The sequence below is a fragment of the Thermodesulfovibrio hydrogeniphilus genome (assembly GCF_054657355.1).
On record NZ_BAAHYW010000001.1, the window covers coordinates 921502 to 938676 of the forward strand.

Sequence of the window (17175 nt, forward strand, 5' to 3'; positions counted from 1 at the left end):
AAAAAATGAACGATTTTGATTTTATCTACAGGGAATATTCAGATGAAGAGAGCAAAATTTATGAGAAAGCTATGCAGGAAATTCTACTGAACATTAAAAACGGCATGAGTTTTCAGGAAGCCATTGACAAGGTAGAAGTATCCGAGCCTGAATTAAAAGCTTTTATAGAGGACGATGCCCTTAAAATTCTTATAGCTGAACTTTGTTATGTTTCAAAGATTCCCTTTGAGGAACTTGCCAAAATGCTCGGACTTCCAATTGAAAGGGTAAGAGAGGCAAATTTTGAAATGTTGGAAGACATTGAAATGACACTTAATAACACTTTCAATAAAAATAAGAGAGCTGGCAATGCTTAGAAAAGTTAAATTATATTCATTAAGCACTTGTCCTGTATGTAAAAAGGTTAAAAATTTACTTAACTCTAACAATGTTGACTATGAATTAATAGAGGTTGACCTCCTTGAGGGCGGTGAACAATGGGTAGCACTTAAAGAGCTTAAAAAGATTAATCCAGAAGAAACATTTCCTACTGTTGTAGTTGAAAAGGCAGTTGTAGGATATGATGAGGAGGCTTTGAAAAAGCTTTTGGAAATATAAAATGGATAAAGAAAGGCTTTACGAAATTCTTAATAAATTTGCCATTTCTAAAGGATTAGAGCTTAATAAAGACAAAGATTTTGTAATGGAACTAATTGAAGGACTTCTAAAAAATGAGCAAAGATTTGGATATCGTTCCTGTCCATGCAGACTTGCATCAGGAGACAAGGAAAGGGACAAAGATATTATCTGCCCTTGCATTTACAGTGAGGAAGATATAAAAGAATACGGAAGATGTTATTGCGGGCTTTATGTATCAAAAGAGTTTAATGAAGGTAAAATACCATACAAAGTTGTGCCAGAAAGAAGGAAAAAAGCAGATAAATAAAATGAGGGAGGTGATATTATGATTTGGGAAGAGCTTTTAAGCTTTGAAGATATTAAAAAAGAGCCTTACTACATTCAGAATATTCTTTGGGATTTTGATCCCACAAGGTTAATGGAGCCAATACTTGTACAGGAAGGTTCAAATATTGTATGTAAGGAGCCTGTTAAAGGATATGTTTTTTATATTGAAACCTCAGGTAAAAAGCCAGAACTATTTTTAATGATGCAGAAAGCTAATTATTTCAGTGAGACAATTGCTAAGATAGAAGAAATACCAGAAGAGATGCTAAAAGAAGCTGTAAATGAAAACAAACATCTCATAAAATATAACATCTGCCCCATTAACGACAAAATCAAGAACTGGCTCAAGAAAGAATTAGGCTTGATATAATAAGGCTTTGATTTAGCTTTTTAAAAGCTCATAAAAGTTATAGATTGTAAGGAATTTTTCGGATTTTTTTGGTTTAGCCTTTGAACTTGATACTGCCCGAAGGATTGGAAGTTTAACTCCAGAATTTTTGGCTGTGTGAAGAATTTCTTCGGTGTCGTCTATAAACATTGAATTTTCTGGCTCAAAATGAATTAATTCAGAGAGCTTTATCCAGAAATCCGTTTTCTCCTTTGGACAACCTATATCAAAGGAAGTAAATGTAGAGTGGAAATACTTCCGTAATCCAGTTTTTTGTAACTTTAGCTCCATAACCTTGTTGTGAGCATTGGTGACAAGATAGACCTTTTTACCATTGGAGCTGATGAATTTTAAAAAGTCCTCAGTGTCTGGGTGAGGATTGATAAGATGAGAAACTTCTTTTTTTAATTTAAAAATATCCAGTCCAGTTTTCATGCTCCAGAAATCAATGTCAGTCCAGTTTAATGTTCCCTCTTCTGCTTTGTACATTGAAAAAAGAATTTTCTGTGCCTCTTCAAAGCTTAATCCTTCTTTTTCTGCATATTTCATTGGCACATAAACTTCCCAGAAGTAGTCATCATAGTATTTATCTAAGATTGTGCCATCCATGTCTAAAAGCACAAATTTTATGTCTTTAAAAACTCTCATCTTCCCTTTCCCCATACCATGTCATATCAATATAAAATTTTGACCTGTCATAAATTAATTTTAAAATATTTCCTAAATCAAAGAACATCTCTTCAAAAAATCCAGGATTATTTATGTCTTCGTTGTCAATTGTTATAGAATACATGATTTCATATTCCTCTCCTGCAATTTCGTTCCTTCCGTAAAACTCTTTTTTGATTAAAAGCGGGTCAAGCTCCTCATATTTACTTACTATTTCATCAAAAATATCCGCTATTTCGTTATAAGACTGAACAAATGGCAAATTTATTGAAATCTCAATGTCAACAGCATAGTCAAGTTCTTCGTCAAGCTCAGGATCTGACCAAGATGATATGCTTGATTGTTCTACATCATAGGAAAACGAAATCGTTGCAGAAAGAGGATATGGTTGTCTGAGTTCTGGTAATGACATGCTGATTTTGCTTTCTTTATTTAGGGAATATTGTTCTACAAGGGTTGCCAAATCAAATACATTAAGGTAATTTTTAGCAGAGTCAACCAGTCTCATTTGTAATTCTTCAAATCTTATCATGCTTTCCTCCTAACTCTTTGTTAATAAAACATTATACCATTATACTCACTCAGTTTTCCCTCTTTAACCAAACAACTCTTTGAGGGAAAGGAATCTCTATACCTTCTTCAATAAATCTTTTAAAAATTCTCTTGCGCAACTCATGTTGAACTATAAATTGATCACTGACCTCGCTAATCTGACATATAAGCGTGAAATCAAGAGAGCTTTCACCAAATCCCGGAATTAATCTTACAAAGGGTTCTGGTTCAGGAAGGAGTCCGGGAATTTCATTCAAAGCTTTTTTGGTCTCTTCAATAAGAATTTTTTCAACCTTTTCCGGATCTGAAGAATAGCTAACACTTATTGGTATTTGAAGAGCCATCCTTTTTTCAGGCAAGTGATAATTTACTACAATGCTCTGCGCAAGTTTACTGTTTGGTATTACTATCATATTATTTTGGCGAGTTCTTATTCTCGTAGTCCTCCAAGATATGTCCTCAACAAATCCTTCCTGCCCCTTATCAATTTGGACAAAATCTCCTACCCTGACTGTTTTTTCTGTCATTATATGAATTCCAGCAAAAAGATTCTCAAGCGTATCTTTAAGAGCAAGACCTATTGCTAAGCCTCCAATTCCAAGAGCAGTAATTAATGGAGCTATGGAGACTCCAAAAATGCTTAAAATTATAATGAAGCCAATGAGATAGATTGCGATTTTAATAATAACATTTAACAAACTCGTTGATTGAATTGATATTTCTTTTTTCTCTATATATTTTGTGAAAAGCTGAGTAGAAACATTAGCAACTGCTATTGTGAAAAATAAGACTAACAGTGTGTGGATTATCTTAATCAGATAAAAGCTGTATTTCGTAGGAATTTCTGAAGTTTCTACAGCAACATGAAGACCTATTCCAACACACAATAATACAAATGGGGTTTTGATGGTGTTAATTATAATATTGTCAATATCTGTTTGTGTCTTGCTTGCCCATCTGTGCAGAAACTTGAATAAAAAAGCTCTAAATATAAATAAAATGCCTGTAACAACAACTACAGTCAAAATAAATTTAGTCATATTTTCAAAATTCATTTTTTATTTAGCAGAAACAAATACCATCTCTGTTTTTAAATGCTCAGAAAGAGCTTCATATACTTCGTCATCTGTTACAATGCTTCCACCCGGTCTTCCGTAGAAAGAAACTTCAGAGATGCCATTTACCGCAAGTCTTACATCTTCAACCATTTGCCCAGCATTGAATTCCACAACTATTAATTTTTCAACTTCTCTTGCAATCTGCCTGATGGGGTCTTCAGGAAAAGGAAATAGGGTTATTGGACGGAAAAGTCCAATTTTTACTCCTCTTTGTCTAAACTTTCTTATTGCTGAAAGAGAAATTCTTGCTGCTGAGCCAAATGCAACAACAACAACCTCTGCGTCATCAATAAGATATGTCTCGTATCTTACTTCCTTCTCTTTCCATTGCTGATATTTTCTCTGTAATTTCCAATTATGCTTTTCAAGTTCTCCTTCGCCCATAAGCAGAGTTCTTATAAATCTTGAAGGTCTTCCCTTAGCGCCTGTTAAAGCCCATGAGGACTTATCAAATTTTTTAATTAAAGGTATATGAGGAACAACAGGTTCCATCATCTGAGCAATTACACCGTCACCGAGAATCATTACAGGATTTCTCCACTCATCTGCCTTCTCAAAGGCAAGAATTGTGTAGTCCCACAACTCTTGAACGCTGAATGGAGCATATATTAATAGGCGATAATCGCCATGTCCACCACCCTTTACAGCTTGAAAATAATCCGCCTGACTTCCTGATATGTTACCAAGACCCGGTCCACCACGCATCATATTTACTATCACAGCAGGAAGCTCAGCAGCTGCCATGTATGAAATTGCCTCTTGCTTTAAGCTTATTCCCGGAGAACTTGACGATGTCATAACCCTTGCACCACAAGCTGATGCTCCGTAAATCATATTTATTGCAGCAATTTCGCTTTCTGCCTGAATAAATACTCCTCCGGCCTCTGGAAGACGCTTTGATAATATTTCTGGAATTTCATTCTGAGGTGTTATGGGGTATCCCGCATAAAATTGTAAACCTGCTTTAATGGCTGATTCTGCTACTGCTTCATTACCTTTCATTAAAACTTTATTCATCTGCAACCTCCGTTTATTAATTCCTAAATTAGGCGATCCTCAAATGTCACTGCGACTTCAAGCAAAGCGATAAGAAAGCAATCTCGCTTTTTTATGCCCCACATCGTCACTGCGAGCCTCCAAAGGAGGCGAAGCAGTCTCTACGATTGCTTCGGCATCCTATCGGATGCTTCGCAATGACGAAGAGGAGGATGCCTCGCAATGACACGCTAAATTTTTTATATAAAAAATCACTCAATCCAGGTAACTTTTTATTTTAACATAACATTGATATAATAAAGGTATGAGGCGATTTGTTTTAGGGATTGTTATACTTTTTCTGCTTGCTGGTTGCGCAACCCTACCAAAACCCCTTCGTGATATTCCAGCTGAGAAACACATATCCCTCGCACAAATAAAAAATAACCCTTCCAGATACACAGATGTAGTGCTTCTTTGGGGAGGAAGAATAACAAACTGCTCAAATGCTCAGGATGGCACTTATATTGAAATCCTGTATCTGCCCCTTGACAACGAAGGATATCCTCAGGAAAAAGATGTCTCAGAGGGCAGATTTGTTGTAAAATCAAAAAATTTCCTTGACTGTGCCATATACTCAAAGGGAAGATATCTTACTGCTGTTGGTCAGTTTAAAGGATTTTTGGAAGGCAAAATTGATGAAATGCCCTATAGTTTTCCCTTTTTAGAGGCAAAGGCGATTTATTTGTGGAAAAAAAGATACTACTATCCCTACATTCGCCCATCAATTTGGTTTTGGTATGGCTCTCCAAGATGGTGGTTTGAATACGGACCTTGGTGGTAATGAAGAAAATTAAAATATTACCAGAAGCACTGATAGGTAAAATTGCTGCAGGTGAGGTTGTTGAAAGACCTGCCTCAGTTATCAAAGAGCTTATTGAAAACTCAATAGATGCAGATTCGCACTCTATCTCTGTTTATGTAAAAGAGTATGGCATTGCTGAGATAAAAGTTATTGATGATGGAGAAGGAATTTCATCAGAAGATGTTGAACTGTCCTTTCAAAGACATGCAACAAGCAAAATAGAGAAAGAATCAGACCTTTTCAGAATTCAAACTCTTGGTTTCAGGGGTGAAGCTCTATATTCAATAGCCCAGATAAGCAAAACAAGAATAACTACTCAACACAGAGATGAGCCTCTTGGCACAGAGCTTTATTTAATTGCCGGTGAAATAGTTGAAAAAAAACCAGCGGTAACAAAGGGCACAAGCATACAGATAAATGATTTATTTTTTAATACGCCCGTTAGAAAGAAATTCCTGAAAGCTCCTGCAACAGAGAAAGCCCATATTATTGAAACTGTTCAGAATTATGCAATTGCTTTTCCTCAAATAGCTCTTTATTTGAACATTGACGGACAAGAGATATTAAACATTCCAAAAGCAGCTTCTCTACAAGAAAGGATTTCACAGATACTTGGTCATGATTTCATAGAAAATAGTGAATTCAGGAGCATATCAAAGGCAGGTTATAAAATAGAACTCTTCTGGGGAAAGGAACAACTTCAACGAAGAAGCAGAATGAGACAGCTGATTTTTGTCAATAAAAGACCTGTCAAAGATTCTATTGTTACATCCAGCCTATATAAAGCTTTTCAAGTCAGGGATATGCACCCTCAGTTTGCAATCTTTATTTATCTTCCTCCTGAAAAGGTTGATTTCAATGTGCATCCAGCAAAAAAGGAGATAAGATTTAGAGAGCCAAACTTGATAAGCGAATTAATTTTTAAAATATCTGCTTTAAGCGAGAAAACAGAGCCATCTTTTGTTGCAGAGAGCGAGAGGATTTGGGATAAAAGCACAAATAGCAGTAATTTTGAACAATCGCCTCTTTTTAAAGGCGAATTCTTTTTAACAAAGGAGGAGCCTGTTCAGTTTTTAAATCTTGGGGATGCGATTATTGCAATCAAGCAGGAAGACGGAATTCTTTTTCTTGACTATCATGCAGCCCATGAAAGAATTAACTTTGAAAAACTTCTAAAAGGAATGTCTGATAACATTTACAGACTTGTCTTCCCTGAAATTATAAATTTAAATCCAAAAGATTACGCTATTATTAAGGATAATCTCTCCATATTAAGAGAACTTGGGATAGAAGCTGAAGATTTTGGCAACAACTCTGTTATTGTAAGAGGAATCCCACAATTTCTAAAAAATGCGGATATTGTAAGCATTATAGAAAGCATAGCTTCGGAAATTAAAGAAGAGATTATAAAACCAAACTTTGCAGATATTAAAGGAAAAATTGCTGCTACAATTGCCTGTCACAGCTCATTAAGGGCAAACAATCCTATTAATTCCTTTGAAATAAAAAAATTACTCATCGAACTCGGTAATACTCAAGACCCTGACCATTGTCCACACGGAAGGCCATTAAAAAGATTTGTTCCATTTCGTGAAATCAAAAGATGGTTCATGAGATAGTGTCAGACAAATAAACAAAAGTGTCAAATTATTAACAGTCAATTATTAGTGCAAGTGTATGTGTATGTGAAAAAAGGCGAGATTGCTTCCTCCTCGCTTCGCTCGGAGTCGCAATGACGAGGTGGGGGCATCCTCGCAATGACTGAAAAGGGGAAGTCTTCGCATTGACGCTTTTATCAGTCATTGCGAGGCATCCGTTTGGATGCCGAAGCAATCTTTTCTTAAAATAAACTCTGTCGCTCTGTAGCACTGTCGCTCTATGGCACTATGATGACAAGATTGCCACACACCTTCGGTGAGGCTCGCAATAACTGATTAACAGGAGGTCTATTAAAAACCCTTAATATGGTTGTGAAATAATTTCTGGCATGAAATCTGCTTTTTGTTTTAAATTTAGAAAAAAGCTTTTAAGGAGGAGGTTATGGCAAAGGAAAAAAATGAAGAACAAGAGCAGGCACCAGCTCCAGAGAAAAAGAAAAAAGGAAAACTGCTGATTATTATCATTGCAGTGGTGGTTCTTTTAGCAGGGGGTGCGGGTGCATACTTTTTCCTTTTAAACAAAGGAGGAGAAAAAGACAAAGCTCATGCCACTAAAGAATCAAAGGAAGCACAGGGTGTAAACTTTGCCCTTGAACCCTTTGTTGTTAATCTGATGGATCAAAAATATTTGAAGGTAAGCATTCAAATTGAACTTTCAAATCCCAAGTTAATGGAAACAGCAAAGGCAAAAACTCCTCAGATAAGAGATGCGATCATAACAATTTTATCAAGCAAGTCATCCGAAGAACTCATAACTCCTGAAGGAAAGCTCATAGTAAAGGACGAGATCAAAATGAGAGCTAATCAGGTTCTTGGTGAAAATAGCGTTTTAAACGTTTATTTAACAGATTTTGTGATGCAATAAGCCATGGCAGACGAAATTCTTTCACAGGATGAAATAGACGCCCTATTAAAAGGCATTGAAGGCGGAGAAGTTGAAACTGAAACCGCAGAAGCTCCGTCTGGCATAAGAGTTTATGATTTTACTTCTCAAGAAAAAATTGTCAGAGGGAAGATGCCTTCCCTTGATATCATCAATGAAAGACTTGCGAGAAGTTTTAGGGTCAGCCTTGCATCTGACATCAGAAAAATCGTTGATGTAGTCAATGTTAACGTAAATATAACTAAATTCTATGACTTTTTGCGTTCTGTTCCCTTTCCCTCAAACCTAAATATTATAAAACTTGAGCCCCTAAGAGGATTTAGCCTTGTAGCATTTGATGCACCAATGATTTTTACGCTCATTGAATTTTATTTTGGTGGCTCAGGAAAAGGCTATTATAAGCCTGAGGGAAGAGAATTCACACCAATTGAACAGAGAATTATTCACAAAGTGGTGATAATGTTTTTAGATGCAATGGAGGATGCGTGGAAACCAATTTTTCCGATTAAGCCCCATTATATAAGAAGTGAGATGAACCCTCAGTTTGTAACAATAGTGACTCCTGTTGATGTTGTTATTGAAACTGAGTTCACGCTTGAAATTGAAACAAGGGAGTGTAAAATTTTGGTATGCATTCCTTATTCCTCTGTGGAGCCAATTAAAGACAAGCTTTACAGCGCATTTCTTGCAGACAGGGATGAGATGGACATGAAATGGATAAATAGGCTTAAAGAAAACATAAAACATGCTCCTGTTGAGATTGAGGCTGTGCTTGGAAAGGCAAAAATAGATTTTCAAGTCCTTATCAATCTTAAAAAGGGTGATGTTTTGACGCTTTCAAAAAGAATTGATGAAGATTTAGAAGTTCTTGTGGAGGGAGTGCCTAAATTTAAGGGTGTATTAGGCACATTTAAAGGAAATTATGCAATCAAAATAACAGGGGAGGTGTAAAAATGGAAGAGGAGAAGGTTGAGCAGACATCCCAAGAAGAGCTTCAACAAGAGCTTGAAGAAGAGCTTGATATGGGAAAGGCTCTTGAGATGGAAAGAGCAATGAAAGCTCAGCAAGAAATAAGTTCTCCAAGCATAAACGAATTTGTTCCAACACAGGAAAAGAAAACTATGAGAGATATAGAGTTCATACTGGACATTCCCCTTGAAGTCGTTGTTGTAATAGGTAGGACGAAAATTCTTGTGCAGGAGCTTCTTCAGTTAACTCAAGGTTCAGTTGTTGCCCTTGACAAACTTGCTGGAGAGCCAATGGAAGTCTATGTTAACGGAAAACTGATTGGAAGAGGTGAGGTTGTTGTTGTAAACGAAAAGTTTGGAATAAGAATAACTGATATCATCAGCCCTCAAGAAAGAGTAAAACAGCTTGGATAGGTGAAAAAATGGAGTATTTGAAAGTCATAATTTCCCTTTTGATTGTGATAGCAGTGCTATATTTCGTTCTAAGAATGATGAAAGGTAAAATAACCGCTGGAAGTGGATTCATTCGTATGCTTTATTATCAGCCCATAGGATACAAAAAGGGAATTGGAGTTGTAAAAGCCTTTGACGAGTATTATTTGCTTGGAATTACGGAAAATGGAATTAATCTAATCACAAAGCTTGATGCAGAAAAAATAGAGACTATTTTTGAGAAAGAGCCTGAGGAGAAAAAATCTAAACTGCAAAAGATATTTAAAGGCAGTCTTTTCAGTTTATTTTTGCTGTTTCCCTCCTTTTCCTATGCAGCACCTCAGGCAGGAGGAGGACTTTTTGGTTTTTCCTCAGCGGTTGACCTTCTTGTATTTATCACTCTGCTTAGTTTTCTTCCAGCAGTCCTTATAATGATGACATCCTTTACAAGAATTGTTATTGTTCTTTCCCTTCTAAGGCAGGCACTTGGAACTCCAACTGTTCCACCTAATCAGGTAATTATTGGACTAGCTCTTTTTCTTACACTTTTTATAATGTCTCCAACAGTTGACAGGGTTTACAATGAAGCCTATATTCCTCTGTCAAAAAAGGAGATAACAATGGAAGAGGCTATAAGCCGAGCATCAGTTCCTTTCAAAGAATTTATGCTTAAACAGACAAGGGAAAAGGACCTTGCCCTTTTCCTAAAACTTTCAAAAACTGAAGTAAAACCAGCTACTCCAATGGACCTTCCAATGAAAATTGTTGTACCAGCATTTGCATTAGGAGAACTTAAAAGGGCATTTGAGATAGGATTTTTGATTTTCTTGCCTTTTTTGGTAATAGACATTGTTGTGGCAAGCATTTTGCTTTCAATGGGAATGTTTATGGTTCCACCAGTTATGATTTCAATGCCTTTTAAATTGTTACTGTTTGTTCTTGTAGATGGATGGGAACTTATTATAGGTTCTCTTGCAGGAGGTTTTAAATGACAGTAGAGCTTTTAAATTATATTTCCAAGCAAACATTTGAGACAATTTTACTTGTTGGAGGACCTGTTCTTTTAGTAAGTCTCCTTGTAGGACTCTTAATTGGACTTTTTCAAGCAATTACACAATTGCAAGAAATGACTATAAGCTTTGTGCCTAAGGTGTTTGCAGTGTTTTTAACACTTCTGCTTACCCTTCCTTGGATTGTCAATATTATGACAAAGTTTACAAGAGGGATTTTTGAAAATCTTCCTATGTATGTGAAATGAATTATCTTGAGGCTTTGACAACAAATTTTTACAGTTTTATTCCAGTATTTATCAGGGTATCAATAATTCTTTTCTTCCTTCCCTATTTAGGGAGCAAAACAGTGCCTTTAACATTCAGATTTTTCTTTGCATTAGCTGTCTCCCTTGCTATACTTGATTATGTGCCAAAAAGAGAGGAGAATTTTTTGCTGTCTCTTTTTGATGCTTTACTTTTCGGAATTGCTGTTGGTTTGATGGTAAGAATTGTTATTTCAGCAGTAGAGATGGCTTCTCAGTGGATGAGCTTTCAGATAGGTTTTTTAGTTGCCAATGTTTTTAATCCTCAGTTTGAGGAAATTATGGGACCTCTGACTATTTTTTACGAAATGTTTACAATTGCCCTTTTCTTTTCCCTTGACCTTCATTTAAGCCTGATTGAGTTAATGGTTAAAAGCTTTGAATTCCCATTCAAATCCTCATTTGCTGGCAATATAATTGAGTTTTCATATATAATGTTTCCCTTTGCGCTGAAACTTGCGGCACCTGTTTTGCTTGTACAGGTCCTTATGAATATCGGACTTGGATTTTTATCCAGAATAATGCCGCAAGCAAATGTATTTTTTGTTGGATTCCCCCTACTTCTTGCAACAGGCATTGCTGTGCTTTGGCTCAGCACTCCAATTTTTACAATGGTGCTTGCTAAACTTTTATTGAAATTAAAAGATGCTTTGTTTGCTTTGCTGAGGTAATCCATGCCAGAAGAACTACAGGAACGAACTGAACAAGCTACCCCGCGAAGGCGGGAAAAGGCAAGACAGAAAGGTGAAGTTCCCCGAAGCAGAGAACTTACGAGTATTACTGGAACATGGATGATTTTTCTTTATTTTGCCTTCTCAGGCAGCTTTCTTTTATCAATTATGAATCACATGAAAGAAGCCTTTCTGAGAATTAAAAGCCCTTATTTTGCATCAGGTGCAATTTTATCAATTTTAAAAGAAGAAGCTATCTGGTTTTTAATAAAGTTTCTCCCTATAGCTGCACTCACAGTTTTTAGTGTTTTAATTGTCCATTTCATTCAAACGGGTTTTCTATTTACAGGAGCTCCCCTTGTCCCAAATCTTTCCCGCATAGACCCAATAAAAGGCATAAAGAGAATGTTTTCTCTAAACGCTGTTTTTGAAACCTTAAAAGGTGTTTTAAAATTGACAGCTTTAGGATTCATCATCTATCTAATTATTAAAAAGTATAGCGTTATCTTACCGCTTCTTATTGATATGAATGTAAAGGCAATTGCAGGTCAGTCATTTGAATTTATACACATCCTTGTTCTTGCCTGTTTAATCATGCTTACTGTTTTTGCAGGTATGGATTTTGCTTATCAAAGATGGCAGTATGAGAGAAATTTAAGAATGACAAAGCAGGAAGTAAAAGAAGAATTCAAGGAAACAGAGGGTTCTCCAATGGTTAGAGCAAGAATTAGAAGTCTTCAGAGAGAAATGGCAAGAAAAAGGATGATGCAGGAAGTTCCGAAGGCAGATGTTGTTATAACAAACCCTTTACACATAGCTGTTTGTATAAAGTATGACTCTGAAAAAATGAATGCACCACAGGTTGTTGCTAAAGGTGCAAATTTACTTGCTGAAAGAATTAAAGAGATTGCAAGGGCAGCTGGAGTCCCAATATATGAAAACAAACCAATTGCAAGGGCTCTTTATAAAATTCCCATAGGTGGTGAAATTCCACAAGTCCTTTACAAGGCTGTTGCAGAGATCTTAGCACATGTCTATAAGCTTAAGGGTAAAATGGTGGCTGGTGCATGATTAGAGGTAGAAAAGGAATATGAACTTTTTAGCATATATAAAGAGTGATGTTATAGTAGCAATAGGCATTATTCTAATCTTACTCTTTATGATAGTGCCAATACCTCCTTTTTTACTTGATCTTTCATTAACAATGAGCATAACGTTGTCAATCCTTATAATACTTGTGGCATCCTATGTAAGAAGACCACTTGATTTTTCAGTATTTCCGTCTATGTTACTCATCGCAACCCTTATGAGGCTATCTTTAAACATCGCTTCAACTCGTTTAATTCTTACAAGGGGTGAGCTCGGAACAGAGGCTGCGGGAAAGGTTATAAAAGCCTTCGGAGAATTTGTTGTCAGTGGAAACTTTATTGTAGGATTAATAATATTCTTGATTCTCGTCATAATCAACTTCATAGTCATCACAAAGGGAGCTGGAAGAATTGCTGAAGTATCAGCCCGTTTTGTCCTTGATGCAATGCCAGGGAAACAAATGAGCATTGATGCTGATTTAAACGCTGGACTTATTGATGACAAAGAAGCACGAAGAAGAAGAGAAGAGATTAGCAGAGAGGCAGATTTTTACGGAGCAATGGACGGTGCAAGCAAATTCATAAGAGGAGATGCCATTGCAGCTATAATAATCATGATCATAAACATCATCGGCGGAATTCTAATTGGAGCTTTGCAAAAGGGGATGTCAATTTCAGATGCTGTGCAGACCTATGTTATTCTTACAATTGGTGATGGACTTGCAGCCCAGATTCCAGCTCTTATAACATCTACTGCAGCAGGTATTGTTGTATCAAGGGCTGCTACAGAGTCAAATCTTGGACAAGATATTCTTCATCAACTTTTTAAAAGCCCAAAAACTCTCGCAACCGCAGCTGGCGTTTTATTTTTACTTGGCTTAATACCAGGGCTTCCACATCTGCCATTTATTCTTATTGCCATAGTCTCAGGTGCAATTGCCTATCTTATGATTACTAAGGAGAAAAAAGAGGAAAAGGAGGTTGCCCCAGCTGAAGAAGAGCAAAAACCTTTAAGTCTGCAGGAGCAACTTGAGAGTCTTCTCAGAGTTGATCCTATTTCTCTGGAAATCGGCTACAATCTTATTCCCCTCGTTGAAGGTGAAAGCTCACTGGTTGACAGAATTCGTTCTTTAAGAAAGCAGATAGCTATTGATATGGGCTATATCGTGCCATCTATTCACATAAAAGACAACCTTATGTTAAAGCCATCTCAGTATAGCATACTTATCAAAGGAGTTGAGATAGCAACAGGTGAGATATATCCGGGAAGATTCCTCGCAATTGGCGCAAAGCTTAATCAAGGACTTGACGGAATTCCTACCAAAGACCCTGCTTTTCAGGTTGATGCCCTTTGGATAGAGGAAAAAGACGTGTCAAAGGCTCAGATGCTTGGCTTTACTGTTGTTGATGCTCCATCAGTTATTGTGACACATCTGAGGGAAATCATAAAAAATTATGGTTACGAACTTCTTGGAAAACAGGAAACCCAAAGACTGCTTGATAATTTAGCAAAAACCCATCCCCGTGTTGTTGATGATTTAATTCCAAATCAATTAACCCTTTCGCAGGTTCAGAAGGTTTTGCAGAATCTTCTAAGAGAAAGGATTTCTATAAAAGATTTGCAGACAATTCTTGAAACATTGTCAGAGTATGCGTCAGTTACAAAGGACCCGGATTTACTCACAGAATATGTAAGACAGGCACTGTCAAGACAGATAACAAAGAGTGTCCAAAATCCTGACGGTACAATTACAGCAATACTTTTTGACCCAGCAGTTGAGAAGACTCTTATTGAGTCTTTACATACCACTCCACAAGGCATAAATTTTGCTCCTGATCCTGTATTGATGGAAAAGTTAATTGAAAAAATAAAAAATATTGCAGATGAGGCGACAATAAAGGGCTATCAGCCTGTATTAATTTGTTCTCAGGCAATAAGGAGATTTGTAAGAAGAACTTTAGAAAGGGTAGCACCTTCATTACCTGTTATTTCGCCTCAGGAAATAGCTTCTGGAGTAAAAATACTTATGCTTGCTACTGTAAAACCCGATTAGGGAGGGATAAATGAGGATAAGAAAATTTCATGGAAAAAGCTTTAAAGAAATCTTAGAAACTGTAAAACAAGAATTAGGTCCTGATGCAGTAATACTTTCAAATAATTCAAAAAAGGATCCCTTGTCAGGTGAGACCTTTATTGAAGTTACAGCTGCGGTAGATGAAGAAGATACTCCTTCTATAAATAAGCTGAATATAGCGAATGGCGATTCTGCTTTGCACAAAGAAGTTGAGCGATTAAAATTTGAGATAGCCATGCTTAGAGAAAGCGTAACGAAACTTTTTCCAACTCTCAATGATAATTCGAAGGTTAGCTTTTATAACCTGCTCATAAAAAATAACATTGAGCCTCATCTTGCTCTTATGCTTTTAGAGAAAGCAAAAGATATGGATGAATTAAGAGATGTTATCCAGAGGGAAATAAAAACTCCTCCAAAACCTTTCAACGAAGAAAGGGGCTTTATTTTCTATGGACTGCCCGGTGTTGGTAAGACTACAACTGTATTTAAATTGGGAAGACTTCTAAGAGCAAATAATGAAAAAATAATGATTGTTTCCCTTGATGAAAGAATCAGCTCGGTTGCGAGCGTAAAAGAAATGGCATCAATTTTAAAATGCAAGGCAACAATAGTAAGAGAGCCTAAGGAATTATACAAAATAATTCACAAAGAAATTGAAAAGCACAAGATACTAATTGACACACCCGGTGATGGCAACATAAATTATGCAACAGAACTTAAGCATTTACTAAAAGACACACCTCTTAGGAAATGTCTTGTTATTGATGCTACAATGTCAAAACAGGCAAACTTTAGAATACTTAAAACAATGGACAACACAGCTGTGGATTGCATAGGATTTTCCAAAATTGATTTAACATCCAATTATGGAAATTTATACAATGTAGCAGTTCTCTCAGGAAAACCAGTCAGCTTTCTGTCTTTGGGCGCATATCTGGATGAAAATGCTAAAGTAATACCTCCGAGTTCAATAAAAAATCTTGTAGTTGGAGGTGTATGTGAAAACTAATGGTATGAAGAGTAATATCCCAAGAATAATATCTGTATCCAGTGGAAAGGGAGGCGTAGGAAAAACAAATTTTGTAACAAACATAGCAATTGTCTTTAGAACTCTTCAAAAAAGAGTGCTTCTTATGGACGCTGACATTGGTTTAAGTAATATTGATATAATGTTTGGTATAGCTCCAAAATATAACATAAAACATCTGATTGCCGGAGAAAAGTCAATAAAGGATATTATTGTGCAGACAAAGGAAGGAATTGATATTATACCTGCAAGTTCTGGGATTAGAGAACTGACCCAACTTTCCTTTGAAAGCAAGATGAAAATCGTTGAAGAACTTGATAGCCTTGACTCAGATTACGATATATTCCTCATTGATACTGGAGCTGGAATATCTGATAATGTAACATTTTTCTGTTCAGCTGCCCATGACAATATTGTGATTGTCACTCCAGAGCCAACTTCCATTGCTGATGCTTATGCTCTAATTAAAGTTCTCTATAAAGAGCACGGAGAACAGAATTTCCGTATAGTTGTTAATAATGTTAGGAAGAATGTGGAAGCAACTGCTACTTTTAAAAAGCTATCTATGGTAGCAGAGAGATTTTTGGGAATATCCCTTGATTACATGGGTTATTTACCCTATGATGAAAAAGTAAAAGACGCAATTGTAACTCAAAAACCATATGTAAATCTCTATCCTACATCCGATTTTTCAAAAAAACTTACTGATATAGCAAGGAGACTTCTTGGCAAAGAGGTTAATTTATTTAAAGGAGGAATGCAGTTCTTTCTAAAAAAAGCATTTAATCGTTAAAATATGGAATGAATTATACGGAACAGGAAAAAGAGGCAATCATTCAACAGTTTTTGCCGAAAATAAAGCATTATGCTTTAAGATACCATTATTGTGTTCAGAATTTGTTAGAAGTTCAAGATTTAATCTCAGCTGGCATAAAGGGATTACTGGAAGGACTAAACAGATACAACCCTTCTTTGAATGTGCCCCTTGCATCTTTCATAGATTACAGAATCAGAGGAGCTATTCTTGATGAAATTCGCTCCTGCGATGTATTCTCAAAAGAGTTCCGCAAAAAGATAGAGGATGTTAAAAAAGCTTACACAGAGCTAAAAAATAAAGGAGATGAGCCAACTGATGAAGAGATTGCATCACATCTTAACATTACATCTGAAGAACTGCAAAATGTTTATCAAAGCATCAGGGCTTCTGACATAATAAGCTTGGATGAAAACATAGAAGGCGAAAATGGCGATAAATTAAATCTTCTCAATGTAATCTCAGAACAGACAAATGTATTTGATGAAATAACTTTTAAAGAACTCAAAGACAGACTCGCAAAGGCAATAGAACAACTACCTCAGCAGGAAAAACTATTGATATCCCTTTATTATTTTGAAGAGCTGAATATGAAAGAAATTGCCCAAATCTTGGGAGTTTCTGTCTCAAGGGTAAGTCAACTTCATGGAAAAATTTTGGTTAAATTAAAAAATCTCCTTGACAAAAGTTAAAAAAAATAAAAATTTTTGATATAATATAGAAAAATTTTTG

The 17175-nt window shown here is 36.1% G+C and carries 21 protein-coding genes; 17 read left to right on the plus strand and 4 right to left on the minus strand.

Annotated features, from left to right (window positions below):
* The first annotated feature begins 5 nt into the window (after window positions 1-5).
* From ACYQ3P_RS04650 to ACYQ3P_RS04665, 4 genes are read left to right on the plus strand one after another with little or no spacing between them, the layout of a single operon-like run.
* Window positions 6-356 carry a hypothetical protein gene (locus ACYQ3P_RS04650; protein WP_460176775.1) on the plus strand — a complete coding sequence of 117 codons (351 nt, stop codon included), beginning with the start codon at window positions 6-8 and terminating at the stop codon, window positions 354-356.
* On the plus strand, window positions 349-597 hold the full coding sequence (locus ACYQ3P_RS04655) for a glutaredoxin family protein (protein WP_460176776.1): 249 nt from the start codon (window positions 349-351) through the stop codon (window positions 595-597). Before ACYQ3P_RS04650 ends, ACYQ3P_RS04655 begins: the two co-directional genes overlap by 8 nt.
* Before the next feature lies 1 nt (window position 598).
* Window positions 599-925 (plus strand): ferredoxin-thioredoxin reductase catalytic domain-containing protein, encoded by a 327-nt coding sequence (locus tag ACYQ3P_RS04660; protein WP_460176777.1) that lies wholly within the window; start codon window positions 599-601, stop codon window positions 923-925.
* Between the two features lie 18 nt (window positions 926-943).
* Window positions 944-1315 carry a DVU0772 family protein gene (locus tag ACYQ3P_RS04665; protein WP_460176778.1) on the plus strand — a complete coding sequence of 124 codons (372 nt, stop codon included), beginning with the start codon at window positions 944-946 and terminating at the stop codon, window positions 1313-1315.
* A gap of 12 nt (window positions 1316-1327) precedes the next feature.
* On the opposite strand, the gene ACYQ3P_RS04670 is transcribed toward ACYQ3P_RS04665, so the two are convergent.
* The 4 genes from ACYQ3P_RS04670 to ACYQ3P_RS04685 are packed head-to-tail and all read right to left on the minus strand — an operon-like array spanning window position 1328 to window position 4689.
* Window positions 1328-1996, minus strand: coding sequence for an HAD family hydrolase (locus tag ACYQ3P_RS04670; protein WP_460176779.1), 669 nt, complete (start codon window positions 1994-1996; stop codon window positions 1328-1330).
* Window positions 1968-2534, minus strand: a complete 567-nt coding sequence (locus ACYQ3P_RS04675) for a hypothetical protein (RefSeq protein WP_460176780.1) — start codon at window positions 2532-2534, stop codon at window positions 1968-1970. The genes ACYQ3P_RS04670 and ACYQ3P_RS04675 overlap by 29 nt, the downstream gene beginning before the upstream one ends.
* Before the next feature lie 49 nt (window positions 2535-2583).
* A complete protein-coding gene (locus ACYQ3P_RS04680; RefSeq protein WP_460176781.1) occupies window positions 2584-3609 on the minus strand; it encodes a mechanosensitive ion channel family protein in 1026 nt (341 codons plus the stop codon).
* A 3-nt stretch (window positions 3610-3612) separates the two neighbouring features.
* Window positions 3613-4689, minus strand: coding sequence for a 3-methyl-2-oxobutanoate dehydrogenase subunit VorB (locus ACYQ3P_RS04685; RefSeq protein ID WP_460176782.1), 1077 nt, complete (start codon window positions 4687-4689; stop codon window positions 3613-3615).
* 283 nt (window positions 4690-4972) lie between these two features.
* On the opposite strand from ACYQ3P_RS04685, the gene ACYQ3P_RS04690 reads away from it, so the two are divergent.
* The 13 genes from ACYQ3P_RS04690 to ACYQ3P_RS04750 all read left to right on the plus strand — a co-directional run bounded on the left by ACYQ3P_RS04690 (window position 4973) and on the right by ACYQ3P_RS04750 (window position 17135).
* On the plus strand, window positions 4973-5491 hold the full coding sequence (locus ACYQ3P_RS04690; RefSeq protein WP_460176783.1) for a Slp family lipoprotein: 519 nt from the start codon (window positions 4973-4975) through the stop codon (window positions 5489-5491).
* Window positions 5491-7131 (plus strand): DNA mismatch repair endonuclease MutL, encoded by a 1641-nt coding sequence (mutL, locus tag ACYQ3P_RS04695; RefSeq protein WP_460176784.1) that lies wholly within the window; start codon window positions 5491-5493, stop codon window positions 7129-7131. Before ACYQ3P_RS04690 ends, mutL begins: the two co-directional genes overlap by 1 nt.
* A gap of 421 nt (window positions 7132-7552) precedes the next feature.
* Window positions 7553-8035 carry a flagellar basal body-associated FliL family protein gene (locus tag ACYQ3P_RS04700; RefSeq protein WP_460176785.1) on the plus strand — a complete coding sequence of 161 codons (483 nt, stop codon included), beginning with the start codon at window positions 7553-7555 and terminating at the stop codon, window positions 8033-8035.
* Window positions 8036-8038: 3 nt separating this feature from the next.
* Window positions 8039-9004, plus strand: coding sequence for a flagellar motor switch protein FliM (gene fliM, locus ACYQ3P_RS04705; RefSeq protein WP_460176786.1), 966 nt, complete (start codon window positions 8039-8041; stop codon window positions 9002-9004).
* 2 nt (window positions 9005-9006) lie between these two features.
* Window positions 9007-9435 (plus strand): flagellar motor switch protein FliN, encoded by a 429-nt coding sequence (fliN, locus tag ACYQ3P_RS04710; protein WP_460176787.1) that lies wholly within the window; start codon window positions 9007-9009, stop codon window positions 9433-9435.
* 8 nt (window positions 9436-9443) lie between these two features.
* Window positions 9444-10445: a flagellar type III secretion system pore protein FliP gene (gene fliP, locus ACYQ3P_RS04715; RefSeq protein WP_460176788.1), complete on the plus strand. Its 1002-nt coding sequence runs from the start codon at window positions 9444-9446 to the stop codon at window positions 10443-10445.
* Window positions 10442-10711 (plus strand): flagellar biosynthesis protein FliQ, encoded by a 270-nt coding sequence (fliQ, locus tag ACYQ3P_RS04720; RefSeq protein ID WP_460176789.1) that lies wholly within the window; start codon window positions 10442-10444, stop codon window positions 10709-10711. Before fliP ends, fliQ begins: the two co-directional genes overlap by 4 nt.
* On the plus strand, window positions 10708-11439 hold the full coding sequence (locus tag ACYQ3P_RS04725; RefSeq protein WP_460176790.1) for a flagellar biosynthetic protein FliR: 732 nt from the start codon (window positions 10708-10710) through the stop codon (window positions 11437-11439). The genes fliQ and ACYQ3P_RS04725 overlap by 4 nt, the downstream gene beginning before the upstream one ends.
* A gap of 3 nt (window positions 11440-11442) precedes the next feature.
* On the plus strand, window positions 11443-12510 hold the full coding sequence (gene flhB, locus ACYQ3P_RS04730; protein WP_460176791.1) for a flagellar biosynthesis protein FlhB: 1068 nt from the start codon (window positions 11443-11445) through the stop codon (window positions 12508-12510).
* 19 nt (window positions 12511-12529) lie between these two features.
* Window positions 12530-14581: a flagellar biosynthesis protein FlhA gene (flhA, locus tag ACYQ3P_RS04735; protein WP_460176792.1), complete on the plus strand. Its 2052-nt coding sequence runs from the start codon at window positions 12530-12532 to the stop codon at window positions 14579-14581.
* Window positions 14582-14591: 10 nt separating this feature from the next.
* On the plus strand, window positions 14592-15611 hold the full coding sequence (locus tag ACYQ3P_RS04740; protein ID WP_460176793.1) for a flagellar biosynthesis protein FlhF: 1020 nt from the start codon (window positions 14592-14594) through the stop codon (window positions 15609-15611).
* Window positions 15601-16422 carry a MinD/ParA family protein gene (locus tag ACYQ3P_RS04745; RefSeq protein WP_460176794.1) on the plus strand — a complete coding sequence of 274 codons (822 nt, stop codon included), beginning with the start codon at window positions 15601-15603 and terminating at the stop codon, window positions 16420-16422. The genes ACYQ3P_RS04740 and ACYQ3P_RS04745 overlap by 11 nt, the downstream gene beginning before the upstream one ends.
* A gap of 8 nt (window positions 16423-16430) precedes the next feature.
* The gene (locus tag ACYQ3P_RS04750; protein ID WP_460176795.1) at window positions 16431-17135 is read left to right on the plus strand and encodes a sigma-70 family RNA polymerase sigma factor; all 705 of its coding nucleotides are present in this window, start codon (window positions 16431-16433) and stop codon (window positions 17133-17135) included.
* Window positions 17136-17175 lie beyond the last annotated feature (40 nt).

Bases quoted from the DNA above. Each gene is read 5' to 3' on its own strand.
- ACYQ3P_RS04650 (WP_460176775.1), top strand. From the start codon at position 6: ATGAACGATTTTGATTTTATCTACAGGGAATATTCAGATGAAGAGAGC.
- ACYQ3P_RS04655 (WP_460176776.1), top strand. From the start codon at position 349: ATGCTTAGAAAAGTTAAATTATATTCATTAAGCACTTGTCCTGTATGT.
- ACYQ3P_RS04660 (WP_460176777.1), top strand. From the start codon at position 599: ATGGATAAAGAAAGGCTTTACGAAATTCTTAATAAATTTGCCATTTCT.
- ACYQ3P_RS04665 (WP_460176778.1), top strand. From the start codon at position 944: ATGATTTGGGAAGAGCTTTTAAGCTTTGAAGATATTAAAAAAGAGCCT.
- ACYQ3P_RS04670 (WP_460176779.1), bottom strand. From the start codon at position 1,996: ATGGGGAAAGGGAAGATGAGAGTTTTTAAAGACATAAAATTTGTGCTT.
- ACYQ3P_RS04675 (WP_460176780.1), bottom strand. From the start codon at position 2,534: ATGATAAGATTTGAAGAATTACAAATGAGACTGGTTGACTCTGCTAAA.
- ACYQ3P_RS04680 (WP_460176781.1), bottom strand. From the start codon at position 3,609: ATGAATTTTGAAAATATGACTAAATTTATTTTGACTGTAGTTGTTGTT.
- ACYQ3P_RS04685 (WP_460176782.1), bottom strand. From the start codon at position 4,689: ATGAATAAAGTTTTAATGAAAGGTAATGAAGCAGTAGCAGAATCAGCC.
- ACYQ3P_RS04690 (WP_460176783.1), top strand. From the start codon at position 4,973: ATGAGGCGATTTGTTTTAGGGATTGTTATACTTTTTCTGCTTGCTGGT.
- mutL (WP_460176784.1), top strand. From the start codon at position 5,491: ATGAAGAAAATTAAAATATTACCAGAAGCACTGATAGGTAAAATTGCT.
- ACYQ3P_RS04700 (WP_460176785.1), top strand. From the start codon at position 7,553: ATGGCAAAGGAAAAAAATGAAGAACAAGAGCAGGCACCAGCTCCAGAG.
- fliM (WP_460176786.1), top strand. From the start codon at position 8,039: ATGGCAGACGAAATTCTTTCACAGGATGAAATAGACGCCCTATTAAAA.
- fliN (WP_460176787.1), top strand. From the start codon at position 9,007: ATGGAAGAGGAGAAGGTTGAGCAGACATCCCAAGAAGAGCTTCAACAA.
- fliP (WP_460176788.1), top strand. From the start codon at position 9,444: ATGGAGTATTTGAAAGTCATAATTTCCCTTTTGATTGTGATAGCAGTG.
- fliQ (WP_460176789.1), top strand. From the start codon at position 10,442: ATGACAGTAGAGCTTTTAAATTATATTTCCAAGCAAACATTTGAGACA.
- ACYQ3P_RS04725 (WP_460176790.1), top strand. From the start codon at position 10,708: ATGAATTATCTTGAGGCTTTGACAACAAATTTTTACAGTTTTATTCCA.
- flhB (WP_460176791.1), top strand. From the start codon at position 11,443: ATGCCAGAAGAACTACAGGAACGAACTGAACAAGCTACCCCGCGAAGG.
- flhA (WP_460176792.1), top strand. From the start codon at position 12,530: ATGAACTTTTTAGCATATATAAAGAGTGATGTTATAGTAGCAATAGGC.
- ACYQ3P_RS04740 (WP_460176793.1), top strand. From the start codon at position 14,592: ATGAGGATAAGAAAATTTCATGGAAAAAGCTTTAAAGAAATCTTAGAA.
- ACYQ3P_RS04750 (WP_460176795.1), top strand. From the start codon at position 16,431: ATGAATTATACGGAACAGGAAAAAGAGGCAATCATTCAACAGTTTTTG.